Genomic DNA, 26,701 nt, shown 5'->3' with positions numbered 1-26,701 from the left:
AGCGTGATCCGCCTGCTGACAGCCACTGCCTGTGTCTGTCTGTCGTCCTGCGGATCATTGCAGGAGTTTCAGGCCCTGCGGCCGGAGACGGAGCTTTCAAACCGTGAGCGGCTGCATCTGGCGGCGCTGCTGGAGGAAATGGCAGCAGGATGGGATGGCATGCAGCGCGGGCGGATCACCGACCGGCGCAAGGCGCAGGACCGCTACGACCGTGCGCTGGCCGCCTTTCTTCACGACTGGGATGAGGATCAGAGCCCGCGTTACTGGCAGAGTGGGGCGGTGTTTGCGGGCAGGCGGCAGTCATTCGTCATTGAGTTCGATGGGAAGGCGGATCCGCACCGGGAGGTTTCGCCTTCGCAGATCGACCAGATCATTTTCCCCTCGCGCGTGAAGCCCCGGGGGACCGACACCCTTTCCGCCCGGCCGGGAGTGGGCATTCCTGTCGTCGGACATATCCTCCGCACCAAGCGCAGCCGAAGGGAGCAGCCATTCCTGCCGCCGAACGGGGGCAATCTGACACTCACGGCCATGATGGACCTGGGTAAACCTGCGGCGGACAGTGCCGGGGCTCCGCGGCGCTGCCGGTTGCGGCTGCACAACGCCCTGAACGTGGAAACGGTGAAGGTGAATGGTGACGAGCGGCTGCTGGCCGCCAATTTCACCGCGGCAAAGCATCTCGCCCTCTCCAAGAAGTCGTTGAGGCTGTTCGCCTGGCTCGGTCTGCTCTATCCTGAGCGCACGCTGGCCGACTGCCAACTGTACCGCATGGATGTCTATGATCCGCGGCGCATTCCGGTCGTCTTTGTGCACGGGCTCATGTCCGACCCGCACATCTGGCTGAACGCGGTCAATGCCATCAGTTCCGATCCCGAGTTGCGGGCGGCTTATCAGCCTTTGTACTTCCTGTATCCCACCGCCCTGGGCATTCCGCAGTCCAGCGCCCGCCTGCGCGACTCGTTGCTGGCCATGCGGGAGCACTTTGACCCGGATCATGACGATCCCGGCTTGAAGCGCATGGTGCTGGTCGGGCACAGCATGGGCGGGCTGCTCAGCCGCATGCAGGTGATCGATCCAGGAGACAAGCTGTGGAATTGTGTGTTCAGCAGGCCGCCTGAGGAGCTGGATGTGTCGGATGCGCTGCGCGGGAAGCTCGTCCATGCGCTGAAGTTCAAGCCTGTGCATGACGTGAAGCGGCTCGTGTTCATCGCCACGCCACATCGCGGCAGCGACATCGCCGGCAAGAAGATCGTGCGCCGCCTGTCCTCGCTGATCCGCCTGCCGGTGGACACCGCGTTGCTGATGAAGCAGTTCGTCACGGGAAATCTGGACGCCCTTTCACCCCAGATTCGCGATTGGGGCTTCTATGGCTTTCTGAGCCTGGGCACGCTTTCCACGCGCCATCCGTGTCTGGAAGGGCTGAACGGCATGCCCATCCCCGTGAAGCACTACTCCATCATCGGCGACCGTGGCAAAAACAATGGCGTCCTTGGTTCCGATGGTGCCGTGCCCTACGTCAGCGCCCATCTCGACTCCGCCGCCTCCGAAAAGATCGTCCCCTACTGGCACGGCTGCGTGGAGCGGCCCGAAGTCGTGCAGGAGATCATGCGGATCTTGAAGCAGCATCTTCGGGAATCGGGCAGGGCGAGTCGCTGACGTTTGTGACGACGTCAAGGTGTCGCCCGTGTGGCAATCGACCGCCTCTTTTTAGCTTGCCGATGATGTATATCGCCACGACGCAGGAGGCGGCCAACAGGGCAAAAATGGCGGCCATGATGTTCCTGCCCTCGCTCAGCCAACCGGCCAGGGAGACTCCGAGGCGTTCTTCGAGTTTTGTCAGGGGGAGTGCAGGCATTACTGGCTCCGTCCATCCCGTCCAGAATTCGGGATGAGTGTCTGGATGCAGTCCTGCGGCCAGCCGGGTGCGCATGAAGGTGGTTTTGGCGTTCAACCTGTCTTTGGCAGCCTGACGGGCTTGATGAAACCATCGCGTGAGATCGCTCATGTTGGCACGGCTTCCCCACATGCTCAGTCCGCGAGTCAGCAGCTCCGCTGTTTGAACCAGTCGTTCCTGTTCACTCCGCGTCTTCTTGATGTCTTCGTCATAGGTTTCTTGGCGAAGCCAGGCCCTGAAGTTTCCGTTGGCAAACACAGGCGTCTTTCCTTCTGCCATCAATTCGGCGGTTCTCAGGCAGGAAAGATAGCTCAGAAGGTAATGAACGTCCGGAACTCCTGGTGCGCTCCTGTCATGGATCAGGCCGCATGCGGCCAATGCATGCACATCCACGCTTTCTTGTGCCGATCCCATCTGGATCAAACCGCACATTCCTTTCACAAATCCCTGGTTCGGAGATGCACCGCTGGCTGCTGGATGACCTGCCAAACCATCATGTGCCAGTTCGATTGAATCCAGTTTTGGGTCGCGGTCCCGGCGGCTCGACAAGCCGGCCTTCCACCATTCCAACAAGCCCAGATGCGCGCTTTCACGCCCAAAATGGGCGTTGGGGTTGATTTGAAGCGCTGATTTCACCTCCCGGATCGCAAGGTCAAGTTTCTCACTGTTTGAATCACGATCAGGGCTCTTGATCCACTGATGGGTGCGAAACACGCCGAGGTTGGCATGCAGGCGGTAACGGTGGTCAGCAGTTTCCTGGCCGGGAAGGCCGGCCATCGCGGCAGCTTTTTTCTCCATCCACGTCACGGCCTCGTCATGCTTTCCGAGCCGGTCACAGGCCACGGCAGCGTCATCGTAAAGGTCGAGACGGGCCGGCTCAGTGTCGAGTTCACGTCTGACGCGATCCAGGCGCATCTGATAGTATTCAGAAGGATAACGATCAAACCAGCCCACCATCGTCTCAACGACCTCCAGCCGCCCTCGGGCTTCCATGGCAATGGTGTCGCGATCCCACAAACAGGCTGCCAGTGGCCCGGCCAGTATCAGATAGAGCAACAGTTGGAAGAACCGCATGGCTGTACGAAACGAGACAGTCATCCTACGGTCAAACAGCATTCAAAGCATCTTCGTCGGAATAGACTGCTGACGTGGCAGCGTTCTTGAGGCAGCCAACCTCATGAATCTCCGACTCATCTTCCTGCTCAGCTCGGCTGTGGCACTTCACGCCGCCGATGATCTTCCCTTCACGCAAGTTCCCGCCGAGTTCGCGGGCCAGTTTCACCCCGGAAAGTCTCCGCTCGTGTTTAATGACGGCAGCAAGGTGAAGAACCCGGAGGACTGGCAGCTGCGGCGGGCGGAAATCCTCGCCGACTGGCATGGAATCATGGGCGCGTGGCCGAAGGTCATCGAAAAACCGAAGATCGAGGTGCTGGAGACGACGAAACGCGATGGCGGCGTGACGCAGCGGAAAGTGCGGGTGGAAATCGCCCCAGGACAGACCGGCGATGGCTACCTGCTGCTGCCTGCGAACGAAGGGAAGCGTCCTGCGGTGTTCGTGCCCTACTACGACCCGGAAACCAGCGCTGGCTTGAGCGAGAAGCCCCTGCGCGACTTTGCGTGGCAGCTCGCCCGGCGTGGCTTTGTGACGCTCAGCATCGGGTCGCCCGGTGGCGATGCGCGGAAGCCGGTTTTGAGCACGGAGGCAAAATGCCAGCCGCTGTCATATCTCGGCTACATCTGCGCGAACATGTGGCATGCGCTCGCCTCGCTGCCGGAGGTGGACTCGGCGCGGATCGGCATCGTGGGACACTCCTATGGCGGCAAATGGTCCCTTTTTGGCTCCTGCCTGTGGGAGAAGTATGCCTGCGCTGCGTGGAGTGATCCGGGCATCGTGTTCGATGAAACACGCGGCAGCATCAATTACCAGGAGCCTTGGTATCTGGGCCTGGATGCCGCCATCACGCGCAAACCGGGCTTGGTGCGCGAGGACAGCCCGCGCACCGGAGCTTACAAGGTCCTGGTCGAGAAAGGCCACGACCTGCAGGAACTGCACGCGTTGATGGCTCCGCGGCCGTTCCTGGTGTCGGGTGGTGCCGAAGACCCGCCGAAACGCTGGCTGGCGCTCAATCACAGCATCGCGGTGAACGACTTCCTCGGCTTCAAAAGCCGCGTGGCGATGACGAATCGCGAAAAGCACGATCCCAACGAGGAATCGAACGAGCAGATCTATTGCTTCTTCGAGTATTGGCTGAAGCCGTGAGTGACACGGCTACAAGTGGCTGCTGAGAACCTCGGCGTTCCGTTTGCGCAGGCGTGCGGCGAGGTTGCGGGCGATGTTGGTGAGAATCTTGGCGTGGATCGCATGCTCGGCCTTCATCAGCAGGTCCAGTCCGGGCGCGGAGAGTGACAGCGCCTCGATGTCGGTGTCGGCACGCACGGTCGCGGAACGCGGGGCGTTGTCCAGCAGGGCCATTTCACCGAAGGTCATGCCCGGCGTGCAGGTGGTGAGGCGGTAGCTCAGCCCGTTCGGCAGGGTGAGGCCGATGCTGGCCTTGCCCTTGAGGATCATGAGCAGCTCCGTGGCCTGTGTGCCGGCCTCAAAGACGACACTGCCTTTCGGATAGGAGCGCGGGGTCAGCAGACGCCAGACTTTCTCCCGCTCGGCCGCGGTGAGGCCCTCCACGAGTTCGCATTTCTCAAAGGGAACGGTCATGCTGGAGGAGCGGCGGTCGCCCAGCGACTCCAGCAGGCGGTTTTCACAGAATTCCAGCGCGGTGTCGGCATCGTCTTCCCAAGCAAGGTAGGCAGGTGGCGTGCTGCCATGACGACGGCGGGCGGAGCGCTTTAGAATCGACACGTGGTGGCTGCGGGTGACGTGAACCCAGATGCCCTTCGCGGCCAGTGCTTCAAAGGTATCGAGGAACAGCCTGCTGGAGACGACATCGAGCTGCGGAACGCGGCTGAAATCGAGGATGTAGGCGAAGGCTTTGTCCGCACCGGCGAGAAGTTCGCGCACCACACGCTCCGCCGGCCCAAAGGTGACATGGCCCTGGATCTCGAACAGCCGGATGCGACTGCCGTGCTCGCGCAAAAGTCGTGCCTCCTCGGCCGGACGGGAGCGATTGGACGAAATCTGGGCTGCGGAACTGCGATTGCGAATGACGGAGAGCGATGGTGTGGCGCTGTTGAAGACGTGCAGGTGATAACGGGCGGAAATCTCGCGGCAGACCGCGATGCCGCGCGCGCTGTTGCCCCGCTGGTCCAGAAGCGGGGAAAAGACCGCCACGGCGAGCTGGCCGGGCAGCACGGCGAGGATGCCGCCACCCACGCCGCTCTTGGCTGGCATGCCGACATTGTACAGCCATTCGCCAGCGGCGTCATACATGCCGCTGGAGGACATGACGCTGAGCACGTTCTCGACGTAGTCGCCGATGATGGCCCGCTGGCCGGTCAGCGGATGCACGCCGTCGTTGGCCAGTGTCGCGCCCATGAAGGCGAGGTCGTGGCAGTTCACCAGGATCGAGCACTGCTGGAAGTAGGCCTCCAGGCTGGGCATCGGGTCCTCGGTGAAGATGTCAAAATTCCGCAGCATGTAGGCGATGGCACGGTTCCGGTGGCCCGTCTCGCTTTCCGAGCGGCTGACATCCTGGTCGATGGTGAGCTGCCGTCCAGCGTAGCGGGAGAATGTGTCCAGGATGCGGTTCACCTTCTGCCGCGTGGTCTTGCCCTCCACGAGTCCGGTGGTGGCGATGGCGCCAGCGTTGATCATCGGGTTCAGGGGACGGCCGCTGGGGTCGAGGCTGATGGAGTTGAAAGGCTCGCCGCTGGGCTCCATCCACACCTTTGAGAGCACGGTGTCCTTCCCGCTGTCCTGGAGGGCGATGCCATACGTCAGCGCCTTGGAGATCGATTGGATGGTGAAATGCTGCCGCGTGTCACCGACTTCATAGACCTGCCCGTCACAGGTGACCACGCAGATGCCGAACCAGTCCGGGTTCGCCTTTCCCAGCTCCGGAATGTAGGTGGCCACGGCTCCTTCGCGCAGCGGTTGGTATTTGGCGTGGAGTTCTTCCAGGTAGGATTGGATCGGCGAAACAGGGAGGGAGGAGTCGGACATGAGGTTGGTGGGGAATTTAGTAGCAGGAAGGATGCTAATCGTTGCGAAAAATGCTCCCGCCGGGTGCCTGGGCGGGGGATGGTTCGCTTCGTTTGGGCGATTTTCCCGCCGGATCCATGGTGGCTGGCCATCCCTCAGGGAAACCTCCGCTTGCACCTTTCCGGCGTCCTCGCCTTCATGGGGCGCATGATTGCCTTTCTGCGTGGAATTCTGGCCGAAGCCCTGCCTCATCGTGCGACGATCGACGTCCATGGCGTCGGCTATGTGGCGCTCATTCCGCTGACCACCTTCGACAGGCTGCCGCAGGTCGGCGCGGAGGTGCAATTGCTCACGCATTACCACGTGACTGAGCGGGATCATACGCTGTTCGGCTTCATGAGCGCCGATGAGCGGGATCTCTTCCGCCTGCTGATGGACCGTGTGTCCGGCATCGGCCCGAAAATGGCGCTCAGCGTGCTCAGCGGCATGCCGGTGGCCGCGTTCAAGGACGCGGTGATCGCCGGGGATGTAAAGTCGCTCTCCCGCATCAAAGGCGTCGGCGGGAAGACGGCGGAGCGCATCGTTTTGGAGCTGAAGGACAAGGTCGGCGTCGTCGATGCCTGGCAGGCCGCACGAACGGCCAAAGGCGCGCACGATCCGAAACAGGAGGCGCAAAGCGATGCGGTGCTGGCCCTCATCGCTCTGGGCTACAAGCAAAGCGAGGCCCAGAAGGCGGTGAACGAGGCGGCGAAGCAGCCTAGCATCGATACGGCGGACAAGATGATCCGCGAGGCGTTGCGGGGCATGGGGTGAATCAAGGAGCGGGGGACTCTGTCCCCACGAATTGAAACGGGGGACGGAGTCCCCCGCTCCTTGGGCTCACTTCAGACTCTTGATGTACAGAATCAGGCTCTCAATCTGCGAGTCGTTCAAGATGCCCGCGTAAATGGGCATGCCGGTGTCGAATTTCTCGAAGCCCTTCACGACTTTGGCGCTCGGATTGAGGATGGACTCGCGCAAGTAGGCTTCATCGGCTTTGAATCTGCCCTTCTGCCCCTTGGCAATGTCACGCTCGCTGCCGAAGAGGCCCTTCCAACTGGGGCCGACCTTGCCGACGAGCGTGCCATCGGTGCTGTGGCAGGCCATGCAGCCGAACATTTGATACAGGCGCTCACCTTCCTCCACCGTCGGCTTCACTGCGGCCGTGACGGTGGATTGGCGCGGGGTGAGATCGACTTTGAGGTTCGCGTCGAAGCCTTCCTTCTTCGGATCAAAGGTCAGCAGCTCCCAGGGCGTGAAGTAGGCCGTGTTTTCGGCCTTGAGGCCGTCGGCGCTCTTCAAACCCCAGCCGATGCGCATCTGATGGACACCGGCCTTCATTTCGGGGAAGCCGACCAGCACGCTTTTGCCGTCGTCGCTCAAGTAGGCGCTGCTCGCGTTCATCCACTCCTGGCCAGTGCTGCCGTCGAGCTTCAGGTGCGGGCTGCCGTAGTCCGGCGTGCGGCGGTAGTTCCAGCGCTCGGCGTTGTAGCTGTCGGGATTGGTGGCGAGTTTGGCGTCGAGCTTGGCATTGAAGCGCAGCAGGAGGCCTTTGTCGGTCGGCGTGACCTCTTTCAGCAGAACACGCGGCTGGCCGGTGTAGCGCACGCGGGCGAGGCCGCTCAGCTTCTTCACCACGGTGCCCCAGACCTGGAAGCCGACGACGTAGAGCTGCCCGTCGGCCGGATTCACAATCGCGTTGAGCGTGGGGAAGTCGAAGTCGCGTGAGAAGCTCGTGACCGCCGCCTGCGGGCGTTCAAAGCGCGTGTTCATAAGCACGCGGAAGAGTTCGGGGCGATTGTAGCCGATGTGGATCAGTTCGTCGTTCACCGGTCCCATCTTCGCGTCGAGGAGCCAGGTCTGCGTGACACCGCTGGGATTCACCGGATGCGGAATCCAGGTCAGCGGCTCGGTGATCGTCTTGGGGAACTGGTCTTTCGGCGCGATGGTCGGCAGGTGGCCGTAGAAATGGTGATCGCTGATGATGTGCAGCGGCGTGGAGGGCACGTAGTTGCCCTGCTGGTCGCTCGCGGTGACGAGACCGGTCTGCGGATTCACGCCGATGAAGGGCTGCCGTAACCCATAACCCATCACTTCAATCTTCTTCCCATCCGCCGCCACTTTGATGACCGTGCCGTTGTGCTTGCCACGCGTCGTGCCTTCCTGGCCGCCCTTGGAGATGTAAAGCTCACCCTTTGGCCCCAGCTTCATCGAATTCGGAAACTCCCGCGTCTCCGCCGTCTGCGCGAAGAGATTGCAGAACATCTCATAGCGGTCGCATTCCTTGTCACCGTTCGAATCGACGAGCTTCCAGATGCCGTTGCGGTCGAAGACGAAAATGGAACGGGAAGCGTGATTGACCGATGAGTAGATTTTGCCTCTCTCGTCGTCGAGTGCTCGAATCTTGCTTTTGATCTCTTCAGATTCCTTTAGCGCTTTTTCAATGGTAGGCGCCATCCGATCCGATTCGCGCCGAAGGTCGCCGAGAATCTTTTCCACTTCTGCGATTTCCTTCGTGACCTTGGCGATCTGATTCGAAGGAGCGCCAGCTTTCGACAGTGTTTCCCTTTCTATACGCAGACCCTGCAAATGTTCAGGTATGCCCGACCAGGGAGGGTCGATTTGATTTGGGATCAGCTTGGCAACCGCCTTGAGTTCCGCCTCAAGTCTCTGGATTTGGTTGGAGACTTCATCAGCACGAGGATTCTCCATTCTCGTCACAATGCTCATCGGCTCATGCAACCCGCTGGCGAAGCGTTTCCACGTCACCTTCTCCAAATCGCCCTTCAGGCCCGAGATCAGCCACACATCACCATCAAAGGTGACACCTGCCGCATCGCCCAGGTCATTGAGAAACGCGATGTCCGCGAGCCGCACATTGCGCTTCCACGGATTCTCGAAGGGCAGGGGGATGTCGTCGATGACGTAGGCGTCGGGTTTTTGAGAGAGCGTGGCCTTGGTAGTAAGGGTTTCGGGCCAGCGGCTCTGCTTGGGAGGATTTTGTCGCCGATCAGGTCGAACAGCCTTCTCGATGGCCTCGAAGGAGGCTGGGCTGGAATAGCTGGCACCGGGTACATTTTTACCGTTAAAGTGCAGCGTAGTGCTACCTCCGAGTCCTGTGAGCCGCGCCTTGTTGTTATCCGATTCGAGCTGAAGGCTTGAAACCAAGCAACCACTTCCGTTTGAGATGCCGGCTGACTCCAAGTTGAATTTGACTGACGACTGCTGGTTGTCCTTGGTCTGGAATCCAAGCAAATGAAACAACCGGACTTCCACATCTGGTGACGGAGTTTCGATCCAGTGGTGGATCATCACGCGCCGGAAGTCGCCTTGCGAATTCGCTTGTGACAGGGTTTGATGAACGAGCACCCCATCGAGTTCGAGTTCGATGACCGCGATGCCATTCACCATTCGCACGCCGAGAAATCGGCCCTTTTGAGCGTCAATCGGGCCGCGCCCTAATTCCTCCTCGCTCGGCGCCGGCTCTCTTGGATCGGTGAAGCTCGGCTTCTCGCCGACCTGCCAGCCCGGATAGATGCCATTCGCGAGCCACACCTTTCCAACCGGCTTCGGCAGGAACTCCTGGCCGTCCTTGGTCTTTTGTCCGGCGATGTGATACGAACCGGGAGCGAGCGCTTCGGGTGTGACGGGTGGTTTGCCTTCCTCGCCTTCCCAGATGCAGGCGATGCGGAGGAGATCGGTGTCAAAGCAGGCCCAGAGATTCTGCCCGAGGTTCAGGATGAGGCCGCGGGGCGTGAGATTGTCCTTCGGAAAGCCTTCACCGACATCGCGACAGTCGAGTACGCTGCTGAAGAAGGGGAAGTCTTTCTCCACAAAGTCACCCCACGGCGATGGCGTGGCCGGTTGGGGCGACTTTTGAGCGAAAAGGGCGGAGGCGAGCGTCAGGAACGCCAGGAGCGGACGGAACTTCATGGTCGGAACATGAACAGGCGAGGCGTTCGTGATCTGTCAACGATCCGCCCCGCCTGCGGCGGGGTCTCGCGGCCCCTGTCTTGCCTTCACAGCAGCACGTCAGTTCGTGCTGCCGTTGATGGCGAGCAGTTCGACCTCGAAGACCAGGGTGCTGAAGGGCGGGATGGCCGGCGTGGGGCTGTTCGCGCCGTAAGCCAGGTTGGATGGAATGGTGAACTTGAACTTGTCGCCCACCTTCATGAGCTGGACGCCTTCGGTCCACCCGGGGATCACGCCGTTCAGGGGAAAGCTGGCCGGCTGGCCGCGGAGCACGGAGCTGTCGAAGACGGTGCCGTTTTGCAAGGTGCCGTGGTAGTGGACGGTGACGTTGTCAGTGGCCGTGGGTGACACGGTGCCAGCTCCGCGTTGCAGAACCTCATAACGCAAGCCGGATGCGGTGGTGTGAATGCTGCCCACGGTGGTTGGCGGCGGTGCCGCTGGAACCACAGGTGCGGGAGCGGGCGGCGGCGTGGCAGACTTCTTGGGCTCGGGCTTGGATGTTTCACAGCTCAGGAGAAACAGGGCGGGAAGGACGAGGGCGATGGATTTGGTCATGATGGTTGGGCGGGGCAAGGCGTGGCGAGTGTCCCGACTGGCCTCTGGCGGTCAAGCGGGCAGGTGAAAGGCAGAAGAATGAGCGTCAGTCGATGCGCACCGCCGCGCAGACCATTTCCAGGATGCGATTGAGCGACGCGGCACCGGAGCCCTCCATGAAGGCGCTGCCGGGGAAGGCCTCCCAGGTGTCGCGGCTGGTGTCCGGCTTCGGCTGGGGGATCAAAGTGAGCGTCGGGTCATACTGGCCGGTCTTGCCGCCGAGTTTGTAGATCACGAGATCGAGTGAAGGCACGACGTAGAGGCAGAAGCCGCCTGCGCCGCTTTTCCAGAACGCGTCCTTCGGCGCTCCGGCCACGTGGCCGTCGGCGTTGTGCTCCCATTGCAGGCTGAAGGGCGTGTGCGGGTTGTAGGGGCTCCACGTCTGGCATTTTTTGATGTAAGCGGGCGGGACGATCTGTTTGTCCTTCCACCTGCCTTCGTGGGCCAGGCAATAGCCGAAGCGAACCGCATCCGTGGCATGCAAAGCCGTGCTGCCCGCGCCATTCGCGTGTGGCATGACGAAGTCGCCACGATGCAGGCAGTAATCCCACGCGCCCCAGCCCTGGGGCTTCGCCAGACGGGTGTCGATGTAGTCCTTCAACTCCATGCCAGTGACATGACGCAGCACAATGCTGGCGATGTGCGGTGAAGGCGATGAATACGAGTAGCCTGCGCCTGGATCGCACCACAGGGGCACATTGAGCGAGGATTTGTCGAGATCACGAATGTTCTGGCCCGGCACCGGCTTGAGCGGCTTCGCTTTGGGATCGCCTTTGACGTAGCCGGTGGGCGTTTGCCCCTCGCCCCAGTAACCGGCGGTCATGCAGAGCAACTGGCCGAGCGTGATGTCAGCCTTGCGTGGGTCGTTCAACGGGAAGGCTTCGGGAAGATACTTCTCAGTGAACACTTTCGTGTCGAGTCCCTCTGGAATCTTGTCTTTGAACTCCTCCAGCATGATGCCGCAGGCGATGCTGCAGAAGCCTTTGCCCGTGGAGGCCATGTCGGGATTCGAGTTTCGGCTCGCCCGGCCAAAATAGCGCTCGAAACAGAGCCATCCGTTGCGCACGACGACGAGGCCGCCGTGCGCGGTGCTGCGATCCGACAGGACGAAAGCCGTTTCGAGCTTCGACAGGTCCATGCCGGCCTGGTCACGGCATGCTTTGACCTCTTTGGCCTCCCGCCAGCCACCTTCGCTGTCGGGTGGTGGGAAGTAGAGATCAGCAGCGTGCAGGGAGGCTGAAACAAAAGCGAGTGCGGAGATGAAGAAGCGGGAGTTCACGGCGGACGATTGCATGGGATTGTTCGCTGAGGCAAACGCCAGCGCGGAGTGAATTGCTGCTGGAGATTCTCGCATGACACGCCATATCTGGCGGCCCCATGCCTGCCCAACCTGCCTACGATCTGCTGTCCCTCGGTGAAGTCCTCCTGCGCCTCGATCCCGGCGAAGGACGCGTGCGCACATCGCGTCAATTCACGGCCTGGGAAGGTGGTGGCGAATATAACGTGGCCCGTGGTGCTCGTCGTTGCTTTGGATTGCGCAGCGGCATTCTGACGGCGTTTGCCGACAACGAAATCGGTCGTCTCATCGAGGATCTCATCCTTCAAGGCGGCGTGGACACCTCGTTGGTCAAATGGGTGCCCTACGACGGCATGGGCAAGCGTGTGCGCAATCCGATCAACTTTACCGAGCGTGGTTTCGGCGTGCGTGGTGCCAAGGGTAGCGTGGATCGTGGCAACAGCGCGGCATCGCAGATCAAGCCAGGCGATTTCGATTTCGATCATCTGTTCGGCAGACTCGGCTGTAAATGGCTGCACACCGGCGGCATCTTCGCGGGGCTTTCCGAATCCACGGCCGAGGTCACGATCCAGGCCTGTGAGGAGGCAAAGAAGCACGGCGTGACAGTGAGCTATGATTTGAACTACCGTCCGTCGCTGTGGCAGGAGCGCGGTGGTTTCCCTGCGGCCCAGGCGCTGAACCGCCGTCTCGCGCCTTATGTGAACGTCATGATCGGCGTCTTGAGCGACGATCCGCCTTCCGCATCGGCTGTTCCGAGTGATCCCAGCGACATCTTCGCCGCGGAGGACGCCAAACTGCGTCCCATGATGGAAAAGCTCGCGGGTGAGTATCCGAACCTGCACACCATCGCTGCCACGTTGCGCCGCGTGCACACCGCCAGCATCAACGACTGGGGGGCGCTGTGCTGGCATCGTGGCCAGTTCCATCGCAGTCGGAATTATCCGCGTTTCGACATTCTCGACCGCATCGGGGCAGGGGACAGCTTCGTTGCGGGCCTGATTCACGGCCTGCTGGTCGAAAACGACGCGCAAAGAGCCGTTGATTACGGTGCCGCCCACGGCGCACTGGCCATGACGACTCCAGGCGACACCAGCATGGCGACGTTTGTCGAAGTGCAGAAGCTCGCCGAAGGCGGTGACGCAAAGGTGCAGCGCTAATCCCACATTGGTTCTGACCGAAATGGCCTTCACCGACTTCACGCCTCCGCACGTTTACGAGCAGCCGTTCCCGGCTTTCGACATCAACGCCATCGAAACGCCCGCCTACGTGGTGGACACGAGCCTGCTGCGCAAAAACATGGAGAAACTGGCCGCCGTGCAGCGTGAATCCGGCGCGAAGGTGCTGCTGGCGCTGAAGGGCTTCTCGATGTTCAGCGTGTTTCCGATCATGCGCGAGTATCTGAGCGGCTGTTGCGCGAGCGGATTGCACGAAGCGCTGCTGGCGCAGGAGTTCGGCAAGGAAGTGCATGTCTATGCGCCTTCCTTCAAAGAAGCCGAGATGCGGGCGATCATCCCCATCGCGCATCACCTCAGTTTCAATTCGCTCGCTCAGTTCCGGAAGCACAAACCGATGATCGATGCCGCGAAGGCCGCCACCGGTCATGCGCCAAGCCCCGGCATCCGCGTGAATCCGGAGCATTCTGAGGTCGAGGTGTCGCTCTACGATCCCTGCTCACCCGGTTGCCGTCTCGGCATTCGTGCCGATTCGCTCGAAGGCGAGGACTGGAGCGGCATCGAAGGCCTGCATTTCCACGCCTTGTGCGAGCAGGACGCCGATGTGCTGGAGCGCACCGTCGCCGCCGTCGAGGCGAAGTTTCCCCGCCTCATCGAGCAGGTGCAGTGGGTGAACATGGGCGGCGGTCATCACATCACGCGCAACGATTACGACGTGGAACGCCTCGTGCGCGTCCTCCGCACCTTCCGCGAAAGGTGGGGCAAGGAGGTTTACATCGAGCCTGGCGAGGCTGCGGGCCTGAACACCGGTTATCTGATCACCGAAGTGCAGGACATCGTCGGCGCGCGCAAAACCGCAGTTGCCATTTCCAAACCCGAAACCACACTCACTCATGCCCAAAGCAGCTCCGATTCTTTCCCCTATCGCACGCCAGGCGATGCAGGACGCCTTGCGCGAGAACTCCATCGCCGCCTCCAAAATGACGCGCGAGGAGCTGATCGCGCAGATGCGGCGGAACGGCTCCGTGCCGAGACCGAATCGATTCTTGCGTGGGCGAAAACCAGCGGATGCCTGATCTCACCTTCCGTCTTCGAGACGCGGACAGCGGCGTTTGGTGAGCTGGAAGGCGGTGCCGAGCATGAGGTCCTGCTGGATGAGAAAGCCGGACGGGTGCTCAAACTCACGACCCCGCCCAATTTTGGCGCTCGTGGTGAGGCTCTGGCCTATTTGGAGAACCTTCTGGCCTACGACGCGTTGCTGGGCTTCGAATGGTGCTTTGAAGGTGTGCTTCAGGAACCGGACGGCGTCACGTTCATCACCAGCCAGCCATTTGTGGTCGGTGCGGAGGCCACACCGGAGCAGATCGAGGCCTGGTTCAGCGGCCAAGGGTTCATTCGCAAACGGGAAAACAGCTTCGTTCGCGAAATCGACGGCATCAGCATCGTGGACGCACGTCCGGCCAATGTTCTGCGTGATGACAAAGGAAACCTCTTTCCCATCGACATCCACATCCTTGGCGTGGCCGCCGAAGACTTGATCGCGGAGGGCGAAGAACACGACGACGGCGGCGAAGTTCTGCCCACCGCGATCCTCGACATCTCCATCACCGCCCACATGCCGGACTGCCTGGAAATGCCCTACCGGCCGCATGTCTTCGGTGCCGGCAAGTCGGGCGAGTTCGCGCATGAGTATCGTCTCGGCGGACCGACGTGCCTCGCGGGCGATGTGATCGAGGGCTTCTCTTTTCCAGAGCCGCTGCGGGTCGGTCAGCGCCTCGTCTTTGCCGACATGGCGCACTACACGATGGTGAAGACGACCACCTTCAATGGCGTGCCGCATCCCGACATTGCCATCTACGACGCGGAGAAAAAGGAATACCGCGTTGTGCGTCGCTTTGGCTACGAGGACTTCCGCAACAAGCTCTCGTAAGCACAAAAGCACCAAGATTGGGCGCATTCGAGTCTGGCTCGGCAAAGCGGCGGCCGTACCCTTCGTATGCAAGCCATGCGCTCCATCCTCGCATTCCTCATCGCCGTCCCGTTTGTCGTTTCCGCCCAGCCGGTCACGAAGAAGCTCGATCTCCTCGAAGTCATCAAATCCGGCAACGTGGAATACCACGTCAATCCGAAGGCTGACTTCCACGATGATCCGAAGGACATCTGGACCTTTGCCAAAGACGGCGCCTTCAACATCTCCGGCCGTGGCTACGGCTACGTCGCCACGAAGGACAACTTCCGCGACTACCACCTCGTCATCGAATTCAAATGGGGCACGAAGACCTGGGGCAAGCGTGAGAAGGCCGCGAAGGACAACGGCATCCTCCTCCACGCCTACGGGCCGCACGGCGCCTACGGCGACACCTGGATGGCCAGCATCGAGGCGCAGATCATCGAAGGCGGCGTGGGTGACATCCTCGTGCTCTCGCCGAAGCTCGCGGACGGCACGGAGCTCACGACTTCGCTCTCCGCCGAGTTCGCGCTCGACCGCGACAAGGAGAAGATTTGGAAGAAGGGCAAGCCGCGCCAGACCGTGACCAAAGGCCGCATCAACTGGCGTGGCCGCGACGAGGACTGGAGCGACACCGTCGGCTTCCGTGGCAAAAACGATGTCGAAAGCCCCAGCGGCGAGTGGAACCGCCTCGAAGTCATCGCCAAGGGCGACACGCTGCAATACTTCGTCAACGGCGCGATGGTGAACGAGGCCTTCGATTGCAAACCGAGCGAAGGCAAAATCCTCCTTCAAACCGAGGGCGCGGAGATGATCGTGCGTCGCTACGAGCTCTATCCGCTCGGCGAGTTCAAAGAGAAATGGTCCGCCATCCAGGCCAGCGGCGGTAGCGACATCGGCGCGGTGCGCGATGGTCAAAGCGAGGCCCTTTCGCCCGAAGAAAGCATGAAGCGCATCCAGCTCGACGGCCCGTATGAGGTGCAACTCGTCGCCGCCGAACCGCTCGTGCTCGATCCCGTCGAGGCCACGTGGGATGAAAAAGGCCGCATGTTCGTCGCCGACATGCGCGATTACCCGCTCGGCCCGCCGAATCCCGGCGATCCGTGGCTTTCACGCATTCAACTGCTCACCGACGACAACGGCGACGGCCGCATGGACAAGGCCGTGACCTTTGCCGACCACATGGACAACGTGCAGGGTCTCCTACCTTACGACGGCGGCCTCATCGCCACCACCCGCAGCCAGATTCTCTTCCTCAAAGACACCGACGGTGACAACAAGGCCGACCTCATCAAGCCCCTCATCCGCGGCTTCAATCCCAAGCACAGCCAGCTCCAAGTCAGTGCGCCACGCTGGGGTCCCGACGGCTGCGTTCACTTCAACAACGGCCTCGATGCCCGCGAGATATATCCCGCAGATGCCCCCACGAAGGTCGTCGGCGTCCCCGGCTCGAACTTCAAATGGAACCCCAAGACCGGCGAGATCACGCCCACCGGCGGTCGCGGCCAATACGGCGGCGCTTTCGACGACTACGGCCACCATTTCTACTGTTCGAACCGTAACCCGCTCATGTTCACCGTCATGCCCTACGAGGCCATGCTGCGGAATCCGCATGCCGGCATCACGCAGGTCCATGAGGACATCGCCACACCCGGCGCGGAGACGCGCGTGTATCCGCTGCAGATCACGCACACCACGGCAGACGCCCACGCCGGCACAAACACCGCTTGTTCCGGCCTGGGTGTCTATCGTGGCAGTTTGATGCCCGAATTGCGCAACAACGTCTTCGTGCCCGATCCCACCGGCCAGCTTGTCACCCGCTATAAAGTTGAACCAAACGGTGCCTCGCTCAAAGCCACCCGTATCGGTGATCGCACCGAATTCTTCCGCAGCAGCGACGAATGGTGCCGCCCCGTGAACTTCACCACCGGCCCCGACGGCGCGATCTACATCTGCGACATCTACCGCCGCTGGATCGACCACGCCCGCTTCTTCCCCGAGGAATTCGTCAAAACTCACGACATGCGCCAGGGCGAAAACCACGGCCGCATCTGGCGTGTGGTGCCGAAAGGAAAAAGTAGTCATGGGCTTCAGCCCGTGACCGCCACCGCCAGCTCTGACGGGCTAAAGCCCATCACTACTTTCTCAAGCCCCCTGCCCGCAGAGCATCCCGAACGCGCCCTGTTCCTCAAAATCCCAACGATCACCGACACCGCCGAACTCGCCGCCATCCTCACGAAACACGGCGAAGACCCGTGGATGGCCAAAATGGTTGCCAGCGTCTCCGCAAAGAACATGGGCCGCATCCTCAGCCAGCTCGGCGATGGCTTCTTCAGCCACTTCTCTGCCACCAAGAGCGGCACCATCCGCACCTTCGCCGCCGGTTCGCTCGCCGATAGCGAGGCCAGCGACATCAAGTCGCTGCTCACGCTTCTCCAAAAACAACCCGGCGAACTCCTTTGGTGGAAACCCGCTTTGCTGCAAGGTCTCGCCAAGCTCCCGAAAGGCCACGAAGACGCCGCCAAGGAAATCGCCGCGCTTCAAACGAAGATCGACACCATCATCGCCGATGCCAAGGCACCGCTCGATCAACGCCTCGCCGTGCTGCCGCTGCTTGCCTCGCGGAAATGGGCCTCCGTCGAGCCCGTGGTGAAGAACCTGCTCACCACCACGCAGCCGCTGGAGCTCACCGCGGCCACCGTGGCCCTGTTGAAGAAGTTCAGCGCCACCAGCACCTCGCCGCTCATTTACGAACTGCTGCCCAAAGCCGGTCCCGGCCTCAAACGCGACCTCGTGACCATCCTCACCGCCAACGCCACCACCGCGCTCGAACTCTTCAAGCGCATGGACAAAGGCGAGTTCCCGCCTGCGTGGGTCGATGTCGAAAAACGCTGGGCTTACCAGCGCGGCAAAGGCGAAATGGCCGAACTCGCCAAAAAGCTCTTCGGCGAGGCCAACAGCGACCGCGCCAAAGTCGTCACCAGCTACCTCGACGCCGCCAAAAAGCCCGGCGACGCCAAAAGAGGCCAGCAAGTCTTCGCCACCATCTGCATCACCTGCCACAAGCACGGCCAGCTCGGCGTCGATGTCGGCCCGCCGCTCTCCGACGTGAAGGTGAAGCCCCCCGAAGCCCTCCTCAGCGACATTTTGGACCCGAACCGCATGTTCGAAGCCCGCTGGAGCGCCTATACCATCGAAACGAAGGATGGCCGCACCTTGTCCGGCCTCATCCAAAGTGAGACGCCCGATTCCGTGGTGCTGGCCATGATGGGCGGTGCGAAGGAGACGATTTCACGTTCAGGGATCAAGGAGATGAAAAGCCTCGACCGCACCCTGATGCCAGATGGTCTCGAAGGAGCCATCAACAAGGAGCAGATGAGCGACCTGATCGCCTTCTTGCTCGGGAAATAGGCGTCGTGGCAGATGGGCGCGAGGTGGGGGGCTCAACGGTCGTCGGGGCCGCGACGTTCAGATTCACCGGTTGCGCAGGGGATGCTAGATGTCGCACCAGGGACGGGGCGCAGCCGCAGCCGGTCGCGGACAAACCCGCCTGGTGGCTGCCGGACGTGGGGTGCCGACTGGGTTGCCTGGGGAAAGTGATCGTCCTGCGCCGTCGGTGCCTCGCCACCGCCGCCTGCGGTGGAGCCCCCTTTGACTGCAAAGGGTGAAGCACGTCCCTACCGACGCACTCGTCCATTCTACGGACGCGACGCAGGCAGACGGGGCTGCGGTTCACTCCGCCTTGGCCTTGCCCTTCTTGCCTTTTCCTTTGCCCTTGGCGGCGTTCGTTTTGGTGTCCTGGGTGAAGACGCCGCTTTCAAAGGGCACGGGATCGGCGGTGACGCGTGGGTCGCCGACTTCCTTGAGCTTGGCCATCAGTTCGGCGGCCATCTGGGCCTTGATCTCGGCGTAGCCGGGTTCGGCGGCGACGTTGATGGTCTGCGCAGGGTCTTTGCTGAGGTCGTAGAGCTCCTCCTGCGGCCGTTTGGCGAAGGCGTAGTCGAAGTGCCACTTGTACTGCGAGTCGTTGCGATGCTGGACGAGCCAGGCCTTCGCGGGCGAGGCATCCATGTCCGGGAAGGCGACATAGGTCTCGTTTTCGAGGTCGTCCTGGCTGGGCGTGAAGCTGTCGGTCAGCGTCTTGAAGTCGCCCATGGGCATGCGTTCCGGTTTGAAGTTGTGGATGTAGAGGAAGCCGTCCTTCCGTAGTGCACGCTGGGGGTAGGGGAGGTTGCCTTCGCGGGCGCTGCTGACGTGACGCTCGCGGCCGGTGATGACGTAGTCGCGCTCCTTCTCGATCTGGCCGCTTTGGCCGGATTTCATGAGCGAGACGAGGCTTTTGCCATTCACGCCGGGCGGAATGGGGGCGCCGCCGATCTCCATGAAGGTGGGTGCGAGGTCCATGAGATTGACGAAGTCCGCAATGTAGCGACCGCCGGGCTGTCCGGGCCAGCGGATGGCCAGGGTGACGCCGACGCCGAAGTCGTAGAGGTTGCACTTGCCGCCGGGGAATCCGGGCGCGCCGTGGTCGCCGCTGATGACGATGACGGTGTTGTCATACTCGCCTTCTTCTTCGAGTCGTTTGATGAGCGTGCCCACCTGCGCGTCGAAGGCCTGGATCTCGCCGAGGTAGCTGCCGAAGTCCTCGCGGAAGGCGTCCACGTCCGGCAGGTGTTTCGGCAGCTTGCCCTTCAAATCGTCCGGTTGGATGCCCCACTGGGCCTCGCCGCTGCCTTTGACCCACTTGCGATGCACATTGGTGGGGCCGTGCCAGAAGCAGAACGGCGTGCCTTTCGGCCGCGCCTTGAGAAAGGCATCGAAATTCCCGCGCACCTCGGCATAGATCTGCTGCTTCGCGTCCTCGACAGGAACGCCGTCCTTCATGAGCTTGTCCACATTCTGGGAGAACTGATTGCAGCGGCCGCCGGACTGCTGGAAGGCGTACTTCTGGCCGCCGTAAGGAGCGTCGGCGGGATCGCCGGGGCTCCAGACCTTGAAGGCCTTGCCAATGTGGTAGCCCTGATCCTTCAAGAGCAGCGGAAAACTGGGGATGGCAGGATCCCACACGGCGCCATTCAGAATGGCGGCACGGCCGGTGTTGAAGAAGTAGCGGCCGGACAGCAGGGCGCTGCGGCAGGGGGTGCATGAGGGCGCATTCACATACGCACGGCTGAAGAGCGCCCCCTCGCGGGCGATGCGGTCGATGTTCGGGGTTTTGACGACCTGGTTTGGCGATGGGAACTTCTCATGCTCCGCGTAGATGCTGGCGTAGCGACCCCAGTCGTCGGCGAAGCAGAAGAGGATGTTCAGCGGCTTGTCCGCGGCAGAGGAAAGCGTGGTCAGGACGATGAGGAACGACAGGATGCGCATGGCTCCAGTCAACGCGGCATCGCCGGCGAACATTCGCCAAACTTCGGCCCAAGAATGGCGGATCAGGGCGCGTCTTGCCGGTTGCGCTCGGGACGATCCGCCCCATGAGTCCGCGCATGAATCAACCGAGGAAATTTTTCTGCTTGGCGCTCTCGCTTTCAGTGGCCTCCTGCACCGTGGGGCCGGACTTCAAGCTGCCGGACATGGTGATGCCATCCCGCTGGAAGAACGGCAGCACCAGCACGAAGGACATTCCGGTCCCGGGTGAATGGTGGAAGCTCTTTGGCTCTTCCGAGCTGAACAAACTGGTGGATCGTGCCTTGGATCAAAACCAGGAACTGCGCAGCGCCCTGGCCCGCGTGGAGACGGCGCGTGCGCTGGTCGGCGTGCAGCAGGCGGACTGGTTCCCGCAGCTGAACATGAAGAACGGGATGCAGTATGAGAGGCTCTCGCAGATCGCCTTCGGTGCGAACCTTCCGTCTGGAATCGCGCTGCCTGAGACTCAACGCCGCCGCTTCCAGAATCTGCTGGAACTGGGGTGGGAGTTTGACCTGTGGGGTCGCGTGCGTCGTGGTGTGGAAGGGTCCCGGGCATCCCAGTTTGCTGCCATGGAAACTGTCGCCGCCCAGCGTCTGACTATCGCGGCGGAGGTGGCGCGTTTGTATTTCCTGACTCACTCGCTCGACCGGCAGATGCAGGTGGTGCGCGACACGCAGACCTGGCGTGAGGAGGCGGTGAAGCTGCAGGAGTCCCGCTTCAAAGGCGGTCTGGCGAATGAAATGGACGTGGCCCGTGCCAAGACGGAGCTGGAACTCGCCCGCAATGACCACGCCGCTCTGGAACGTCAACGCGGCAATGCCGAGAACGCGCTCGCGGTCATCTGCGGTGACATTCCTTCCACCTTCCGCGTGGCGACGAACGGCCACCTGCCGACGCCGCCGAAGGTGCCGGGAGGGCTGCCTTCCACACTGCTGCAGCGTCGTCCTGACGTCCGTGCGGCCGAACAGCGCATGCGTGAGGCCAATGCCAAGGTCGGCGTGGCGAAGGCGGAGTTCTTTCCGAAGTTCAGCATCGTGGGTTCGGGTGGTCTTGAGAGTATTGGAGCGGCCCAGTTCTATGATGCACGCAGCCGCGTGCTGACCATCGGGCCGCAGATGACGCTGCCCATGTTCCAAGGCGGGCGGCTCCGTGCCAATCTGAAGGCTTCGAAGGCCGCCTACGATGAGACGCTGGCGAACTACCGCCAGAGCATCCTCGTGGCGCTGCAGGAGGTCGAGGACAGTATGCTCAACGTGCGTGCCTACGCGAAGCAGGCCTCCGCGCTGAACGGCGCGATCTCCGCCGCGCAAGAAACCCATCGTCTGGCCGATCTGCGCTATCAGAAGGGTCTCGCGAGCTACTTTGAAGTCGTGGACGCCAACCGCACCGTGCTGAATGCCAAGCTGCTGGCAGCGCAGGTCGAAGGCCAGCGCCTCATGGCTGCGGTCGCGATGCTGAAGGCGCTCGGCGGCGGGTGGGAGTAACGGTTCGGAATCCCGGTTGGGAGTCCCGCCTTCAGGCGGAAAGGCATTCAATGACACGAACTGAGGGCGAATGATCTGCCTTGCGTTTCGGACTCCATGCCTCGAGTTCTCTCTCCAGCGTTGCCTGGTCGCCGATGCGTCGATCCAGGCATTGATGCTGGGCCATGCCGATTTCGATTTGCTGTCGCTGCGCTCCACCCCTTCGGGGCAGCCTGCGGCTGGCTATCTTACTGCGTTCGGTTCCGCCATGTTCAGCCAGTTGCCGTGCTTGGGTGAACCGAGGGACGAGGTGATTCGCTGAACGGGCGCTTGATGGGTAAACCGGAGCGAAATCGTCCGTCCAACAGGAGAAACGTCAGCGCCAAGGCAGATCCCAGCCGTAGTGTGGGAGTGCGCTCCACCTTGTGGGGCGTGATCAAGGAAGCGGGCTTACGAGGCAAGAAGGAGGGAACACGCGAGCAGCGGGCATCGCGAACGGCGGACCTTCTTCCGTCCGCATTCCCTTCGTAACCTGCCCGGCTGAGGATGAATTCACCGTCCAGCCGCCTTTCGCCCACACACCGGGGGGAATCCGGCGTTCGCCCACCAAGCAAAACGGGTCACTGTCGCAAGACAGTGACCCGTTCAAAGCCAAGCTAAGGAACCTCAATTCAGATCAACGGCGCCGACGGAAAGCCAAGCCAAGGATGCCAAACAATCCGAGCATCATGCGCGAAGGCTCAGGAACCACGCCTCCCACGGTGAAGGAGGCGTTGCCAGCGGCAGCTGGATTTGCCGCGCCTGGACCTGGGCTTAATTCGCCGCCATCTTGAGTAAAGAATCCTAGCAGATAGTTATCCGTTCCATCCGCTGGGGTCGTCCATGCGAGTGTGGAGTCGACAGCCGCTCCGTTGCGATAGAAGCCATACTGAGTTCCCGCATCAATGGTGGTTGAAGCCAACGTCAGGGTCGGGAACCAAAGAAGTCCGAGGGGATCTCCTGCGTTCCAGCCTGAAACTGAGGAAAGATCCAAAGCCCCAGTGGTCATGTCAAAGACTCCTGCAGCCGGGTAGGTCGAGAAATCTCCCCGAAACAACACTTTGTCATCACTCCCGTTCAAACTGCTTCCAATTGCGGTTGATGATCCGGCTTGGATTGCATCAAAAACGGCGTCCGAAGTGCTTGATACGAAAAGGAGCAAGCCTGTTTGAGGAACAGGAGTCCCTGCCGAATCTTTGAGTGCGTCTCCTTGGATCAAGAATGAGATCGAAGCATTCGCCTGTGTGCTGAGTAGGCCCAAAGACAGGGCAATCAAGAGGATGTGTGTTTTCATTTTTTTGTGAAGAAGATGTTTCGATCAGGGAACGTATGGTGGCTTGACTGTCCAAAGAGCGGACACCGGAGCGCCTGTGCTCTTTTTGCGAATGACAATGACCTTGGTGGGGCTCACCACGATATCATCGTTGGCGATGACAGAGGACACACCTGACTTACGCCAGCCTGGTCCAGGTGCTGTAGCACCTGTGTAATAATAGTAACTCGTGCCGGCGGCTTTGTTTTTTCCAATAACCGAGCTGTCTTTCACAAGAACTTGATCCTGGCGGGTTGCGAGAGAATGCGAAGAACTGCCGGCAAAAACGCCAGATTCCCAAAGCTTCAACTGAGCGAGTGTTTGCTCCGTGGCGAAGGGAAGAGCAACGGCATTGTCTTGATCGGTGGAGTTAGCAATCGTTCCAACGGGAGTAGTCAGTTGGGACATTTGCACTGAACCTGTGAATGTCAGCGAAGTGGCGGTTGAAATGTTGTGGCGAACTGTGAAAAACGCGTCGGGAAGAAGAACGTCGTCATTGGCGATCACTGCAGATACGCCAGCCTTGCGCCAACCCGGACCAGCACCAGCAACTCCATTGTAGTAATAATACGAGACTGGGGAGGCAAGATTTGTTCCTGCTGAACCCAAGTTCGGGATCAGCACCTCACTCTGGCGGGTGGCGATTGAGTGACTGGTGCTCGGATTGACCCCTGCTCCGCTTGGGAAAATCGTCCCCAAAGTGTCATAAGGGATCACCTCGAGAGTGGTGCTCTCAGTGATTGCGCCTGCAGCAGCGATGTCATCGCCAGCCAAATCAACCGTCACCGAGCCGGTGTCATTGCCGACCACGGTGTAGTACATGCCGATGCGAGTGCCTGTCTTCAGGAACACATAGTAGCGATTGCTCTGGACGCCTGCTGAATAGACAAACTGGCTGGCTGTGAGTCCGGGAGTGCCCGCGAGGGTGATGACATTGTTGGTGTCCGTGAAAGCCTCCGCCGCATCGCGCACGCCATTGGCTGGATTGTTGTCAGTGAAGGGCTCGCCGACATCATAGACCCCATTGCTGGAGAGGCTGGCGGCAGCACCGACAAAGGCCGGTGGGCGCTTGAAGGGGATGTAAACGTAGGAATCCGAATTGCCGGCCAGTTCCACCGTGACGAATCCCACGGGTTCTGTTTCGACAGCGTTCGCCAACGGGAGGCACTGGAGTGCCAGCAGCGGGATCAATAAACGGCGGGTATGGTTAAACATATTCTTAGCAATTATTGCGGAGGTTAGCGATTTCGGCCGGTGAAGTCGAGAAAAAGTTCCCGTGCTGCACCAGTGGTTCAGAAGAAACTCTCAATGGCATATACCCCGTCGGCCTCCATTCGCTACAAAAAATCTTTCGGAATCTGCATTTTGATGATCATTGCCGCACCTGAAGTGCTCCCTTAAACCTAAAAATGTGGTGGGGCGATGACGAGGCTGCTGAGGGGGATGGCTCAAGAAGCGGCAAGGAACCTCGTGGCGAGCTCCGACTTTTGCTTCGATACACCATGTTCGTGCCAAAGCCGCTCATTTTGTGCTGACAGATCGACTGTGCCCTCGGTTCTCATCGTTTTGGATCCTCGTTGCGGAAAGGTCGCGTTCGGTGCGACTCACCCATCTTTGGTGATTCATTTGGTGAACTGATTCGATGAACTCTTCCGGGTGGTGTCGAAACGCTGAAGTTGTGGCGGTGTCTTTAAGTGGTCACAGCAAGGGGCATTGACGGAGAGGGATGAATCGGGATGTGTGGCGCAGGAGTCGGCGGTTCTGTGAACAACTTGGTTTTCGACCTTGACACCCCGGACAGACCTCCTACTATCGCGGCCCCTCTTCCCAAAAGGGAAGTTTTCCGCATACGAAGCACTCAATGAAGACGTTTTCAGCCAAAGCCCAGGACCACAACCCCACATGGTGGGTGATCGACGCCAAGAACCAGATTCTGGGCGATGTGGCCGTTGCAGCCGCCAATCTCCTCCGTGGCAAGACCAAGCCGACCTTCACCCCGCACGTGGACACGGGTGATTTTGTGGTGGTGTTGAACGCCGCCGAAGTCCGCCTCAGCGGCAAGAAGGAAACCCAGAAGATCTACACCTCGAAGGCCGGTTACGTCGGCAACCAGAAGGTCGAGAACGTCGAGCGCGTGCGCGCCCGCCGTCCGCAGCTCCTCGTCGAGCGTGCGGTGAAGGGCATGGTGCCTCACAATCGTCTTGGCCGCGCCATTCTTGGCAAGCTGAAGATCTATGAAGGTGCCGAGCATCCGCATGAGGCGCAGAACCCGAAGCCCTTCGCCGTTTAATTTTTTCCTCCACCAGCATGAGCAAACCCCTCCAAAACGCCACCGGACGCCGCAAGACCGCGATCGCCCGCGTCTTTGTCACCGAAGGTTCCGGCAGCATCACCGTCAACGGCCGTGACTTCGAAGAGTACTTCCCGACCGTCGCCCTGCAGAACCAGATCCTGTTTCCGCTGGCGCTGACCAACTCCCGTCAGAGCTATGATTTCAAGGTGAACGCCACCGGCGGTGGCAGCAGCGGCCAGGTGGGTGCCGTTCGTCTCGGCATCGCGCGTGCGCTGATCCGTGTGAATCCTGAGCTTCGTCCGCTGCTGAAGCAGAACGGGCTGCTCACCCGTGATTCCCGTGCGAAGGAGCGTAAGAAGCCCGGCCGTCCGGGTGCCCGCAAGCGCTTCCAGTTCTCCAAGCGCTGATCTGCGTCTGTTTTTCAGCTCGATTGTGTGCAAAGCCCCGCCGTGTGCGGGGCTTTGTTTTTGTTGTCGCTCCGGCCGGCAATTCGCGCCACACTGGGCACATGACCTCAGGCCAGCTTCTCGTTCTCGGTGCCAGCGTGCTTTGGATCGCCCTCTGCATGCGTTTCTGGTGGGCCATTGACCGTGAGCACGTCTGGCAGCGGCGGTTCATCGCCATCGGGGTGGGTGTCGGCGGCGGATTGATCTATCTGATCGGCACGATGATGCTGGAGATGCTCAAGGAAAGCCCGCCGCCAGATCCGCAAAGCGGCGAGGAGGTGCGGGTGCTCACGCGTCCGCCCGTTGAGGAGAGGAAGTGATCCTCATTCGGCTCCGTCACCGATTGTGCAACGCCACAAAGGTGGTGTGATCGGGCATCAGGAGAGGCTGAACACGCGTCCGTGCCGCTTTGAAACAAGGAAGAACAGGTAACGGCGAACCGTCGCTCACTCCACGTCTCCGAATCCGGAGGTGACGAGTTCTTCGAGGTCGGCGACGGCGGCCGCAGCATCGCTGCCATCGGCGATAATCTTGATCGTTTCACCTCGTCCTGCGGCCAGCATCATGAGGCCCATGATGCTTTTGCCGTTCACGGGTTCGTCGTCTTTCTCCACCCAGACGTCGCACTGATACTTGCTGGCCCGCTTCACAAACTGCGCCGCCGGGCGTGCGTGCATGCCCATCTTGTTGCGGATCGTCAGTTCTTTTTCAATGCTCATGGCGGGTTGGA

18 protein-coding genes and 2 pseudogenes are annotated in these 26,701 nt (G+C 60.9%); 11 read left to right on the top strand and 9 right to left on the bottom strand.

From position 1 onward, the window contains the following. The first annotated feature begins 3 nt into the window (after nucleotides 1–3). Nucleotides 4–1,653 (top strand): hypothetical protein, encoded by a 1,650-nt coding sequence (locus IAE77_RS19070; RefSeq protein ID WP_294229989.1) that lies wholly within the window; start codon nucleotides 4–6, stop codon nucleotides 1,651–1,653. Here the strand turns inward: IAE77_RS19070 and IAE77_RS19065 are convergent. Continuing rightward, nucleotides 1,601–2,965 (bottom strand): hypothetical protein, encoded by a 1,365-nt coding sequence (locus IAE77_RS19065; protein WP_294229986.1) that lies wholly within the window; start codon nucleotides 2,963–2,965, stop codon nucleotides 1,601–1,603. The genes IAE77_RS19070 and IAE77_RS19065 overlap by 53 nt on opposite strands. A gap of 103 nt (nucleotides 2,966–3,068) precedes the next feature. Between IAE77_RS19065 and IAE77_RS19060 the strand changes: the two genes are divergently transcribed. After that, entirely contained in the window at nucleotides 3,069–4,151 is a 1,083-nt protein-coding gene (locus IAE77_RS19060) for a sialidase (RefSeq protein WP_294229983.1), read from the top strand. 9 nt (nucleotides 4,152–4,160) lie between these two features. Here the strand turns inward: IAE77_RS19060 and glsA are convergent, their stop codons facing one another. Further along, the gene (glsA, locus tag IAE77_RS19055) at nucleotides 4,161–6,008 is read right to left on the bottom strand and encodes a glutaminase A (protein WP_294229980.1); all 1,848 of its coding nucleotides are present in this window, start codon (nucleotides 6,006–6,008) and stop codon (nucleotides 4,161–4,163) included. A gap of 186 nt (nucleotides 6,009–6,194) precedes the next feature. Between glsA and ruvA the strand changes: the two genes are divergently transcribed. Then, a complete protein-coding gene (gene ruvA / locus IAE77_RS19050) occupies nucleotides 6,195–6,800 on the top strand; it encodes a Holliday junction branch migration protein RuvA (RefSeq protein WP_294229977.1) in 606 nt (201 codons plus the stop codon). Between the two features lie 66 nt (nucleotides 6,801–6,866). Here ruvA and IAE77_RS19045 read toward each other — a convergent pair whose 3' ends face one another. From IAE77_RS19045 to IAE77_RS19035, 3 genes are all read right to left on the bottom strand, one after another. Continuing rightward, entirely contained in the window at nucleotides 6,867–9,959 is a 3,093-nt protein-coding gene (locus tag IAE77_RS19045) for a DUF6797 domain-containing protein (protein WP_294229974.1), read from the bottom strand. Nucleotides 9,960–10,058: 99 nt separating this feature from the next. After that, on the bottom strand, nucleotides 10,059–10,553 hold the full coding sequence (locus IAE77_RS19040) for an FKBP-type peptidyl-prolyl cis-trans isomerase (protein ID WP_294229972.1): 495 nt from the start codon (nucleotides 10,551–10,553) through the stop codon (nucleotides 10,059–10,061). A gap of 85 nt (nucleotides 10,554–10,638) precedes the next feature. Then, the gene (locus IAE77_RS19035; protein WP_294229968.1) at nucleotides 10,639–11,886 is read right to left on the bottom strand and encodes a serine hydrolase; all 1,248 of its coding nucleotides are present in this window, start codon (nucleotides 11,884–11,886) and stop codon (nucleotides 10,639–10,641) included. Nucleotides 11,887–11,969: 83 nt separating this feature from the next. On the opposite strand from IAE77_RS19035, the gene IAE77_RS19030 reads away from it, so the two are divergent. The 4 genes and pseudogenes from IAE77_RS19030 to IAE77_RS19020 all read left to right on the top strand — a co-directional run bounded on the left by IAE77_RS19030 (nucleotide 11,970) and on the right by IAE77_RS19020 (nucleotide 18,420). After that, complete coding sequence (locus tag IAE77_RS19030) at nucleotides 11,970–13,046, top strand: sugar kinase (protein ID WP_294229965.1); 1,077 nt, start codon at nucleotides 11,970–11,972, stop codon at nucleotides 13,044–13,046. Between the two features lie 22 nt (nucleotides 13,047–13,068). After that, a pseudogene (locus IAE77_RS19025) lies at nucleotides 13,069–14,556 on the top strand (hypothetical protein); the annotation flags it as partial. Between the two features lie 90 nt (nucleotides 14,557–14,646). Further along, nucleotides 14,647–14,991 (top strand): annotated as a pseudogene (locus IAE77_RS30935) (carboxynorspermidine decarboxylase); the annotation flags it as partial. 75 nt (nucleotides 14,992–15,066) lie between these two features. Then, nucleotides 15,067–18,420 carry a PVC-type heme-binding CxxCH protein gene (locus IAE77_RS19020; RefSeq protein ID WP_294229960.1) on the top strand — a complete coding sequence of 1,118 codons (3,354 nt, stop codon included), beginning with the start codon at nucleotides 15,067–15,069 and terminating at the stop codon, nucleotides 18,418–18,420. Nucleotides 18,421–18,741: 321 nt separating this feature from the next. On the opposite strand, the gene IAE77_RS19015 is transcribed toward IAE77_RS19020, so the two are convergent. Further along, nucleotides 18,742–20,379 (bottom strand): sulfatase, encoded by a 1,638-nt coding sequence (locus IAE77_RS19015; RefSeq protein ID WP_294229956.1) that lies wholly within the window; start codon nucleotides 20,377–20,379, stop codon nucleotides 18,742–18,744. A gap of 143 nt (nucleotides 20,380–20,522) precedes the next feature. Here IAE77_RS19015 and IAE77_RS19010 point away from each other — a divergent pair, with 143 nt between their 5' ends. Next, complete coding sequence (locus IAE77_RS19010; RefSeq protein WP_294229953.1) at nucleotides 20,523–21,902, top strand: efflux transporter outer membrane subunit; 1,380 nt, start codon at nucleotides 20,523–20,525, stop codon at nucleotides 21,900–21,902. A 655-nt stretch (nucleotides 21,903–22,557) separates the two neighbouring features. Here the strand turns inward: IAE77_RS19010 and IAE77_RS19005 are convergent. Continuing rightward, nucleotides 22,558–23,214: a PEP-CTERM sorting domain-containing protein gene (locus IAE77_RS19005; RefSeq protein WP_294229951.1), complete on the bottom strand. Its 657-nt coding sequence runs from the start codon at nucleotides 23,212–23,214 to the stop codon at nucleotides 22,558–22,560. A 24-nt stretch (nucleotides 23,215–23,238) separates the two neighbouring features. Continuing rightward, nucleotides 23,239–24,447 carry a TIGR02597 family protein gene (locus IAE77_RS19000; RefSeq protein ID WP_294229948.1) on the bottom strand — a complete coding sequence of 403 codons (1,209 nt, stop codon included), beginning with the start codon at nucleotides 24,445–24,447 and terminating at the stop codon, nucleotides 23,239–23,241. 646 nt (nucleotides 24,448–25,093) lie between these two features. Here IAE77_RS19000 and rplM point away from each other — a divergent pair. The 3 genes from rplM to IAE77_RS18985 all read left to right on the top strand — a co-directional run bounded on the left by rplM (nucleotide 25,094) and on the right by IAE77_RS18985 (nucleotide 26,291). Continuing rightward, a complete protein-coding gene (gene rplM, locus IAE77_RS18995; protein ID WP_294229946.1) occupies nucleotides 25,094–25,522 on the top strand; it encodes a 50S ribosomal protein L13 in 429 nt (142 codons plus the stop codon). Between the two features lie 17 nt (nucleotides 25,523–25,539). Then, the gene (rpsI, locus tag IAE77_RS18990; protein WP_294229943.1) at nucleotides 25,540–25,932 is read left to right on the top strand and encodes a 30S ribosomal protein S9; all 393 of its coding nucleotides are present in this window, start codon (nucleotides 25,540–25,542) and stop codon (nucleotides 25,930–25,932) included. A gap of 101 nt (nucleotides 25,933–26,033) precedes the next feature. Further along, on the top strand, nucleotides 26,034–26,291 hold the full coding sequence (locus IAE77_RS18985; RefSeq protein WP_294229940.1) for a hypothetical protein: 258 nt from the start codon (nucleotides 26,034–26,036) through the stop codon (nucleotides 26,289–26,291). A 126-nt stretch (nucleotides 26,292–26,417) separates the two neighbouring features. Here the strand turns inward: IAE77_RS18985 and IAE77_RS18980 are convergent, their stop codons facing one another. Further along, on the bottom strand, nucleotides 26,418–26,690 hold the full coding sequence (locus IAE77_RS18980) for an HPr family phosphocarrier protein (protein ID WP_294229937.1): 273 nt from the start codon (nucleotides 26,688–26,690) through the stop codon (nucleotides 26,418–26,420). Nucleotides 26,691–26,701: the final 11 nt, after the last annotated feature.

The sequence above is a fragment of the Prosthecobacter sp. genome, from assembly GCF_014879935.1.
Taxonomy (GTDB): Bacteria; Verrucomicrobiota; Verrucomicrobiia; order Verrucomicrobiales; family Verrucomicrobiaceae; genus Prosthecobacter.
Note: the sequence above shows the minus strand (reverse complement) of the source record. Positions and strands in the feature narration are given on the sequence as shown.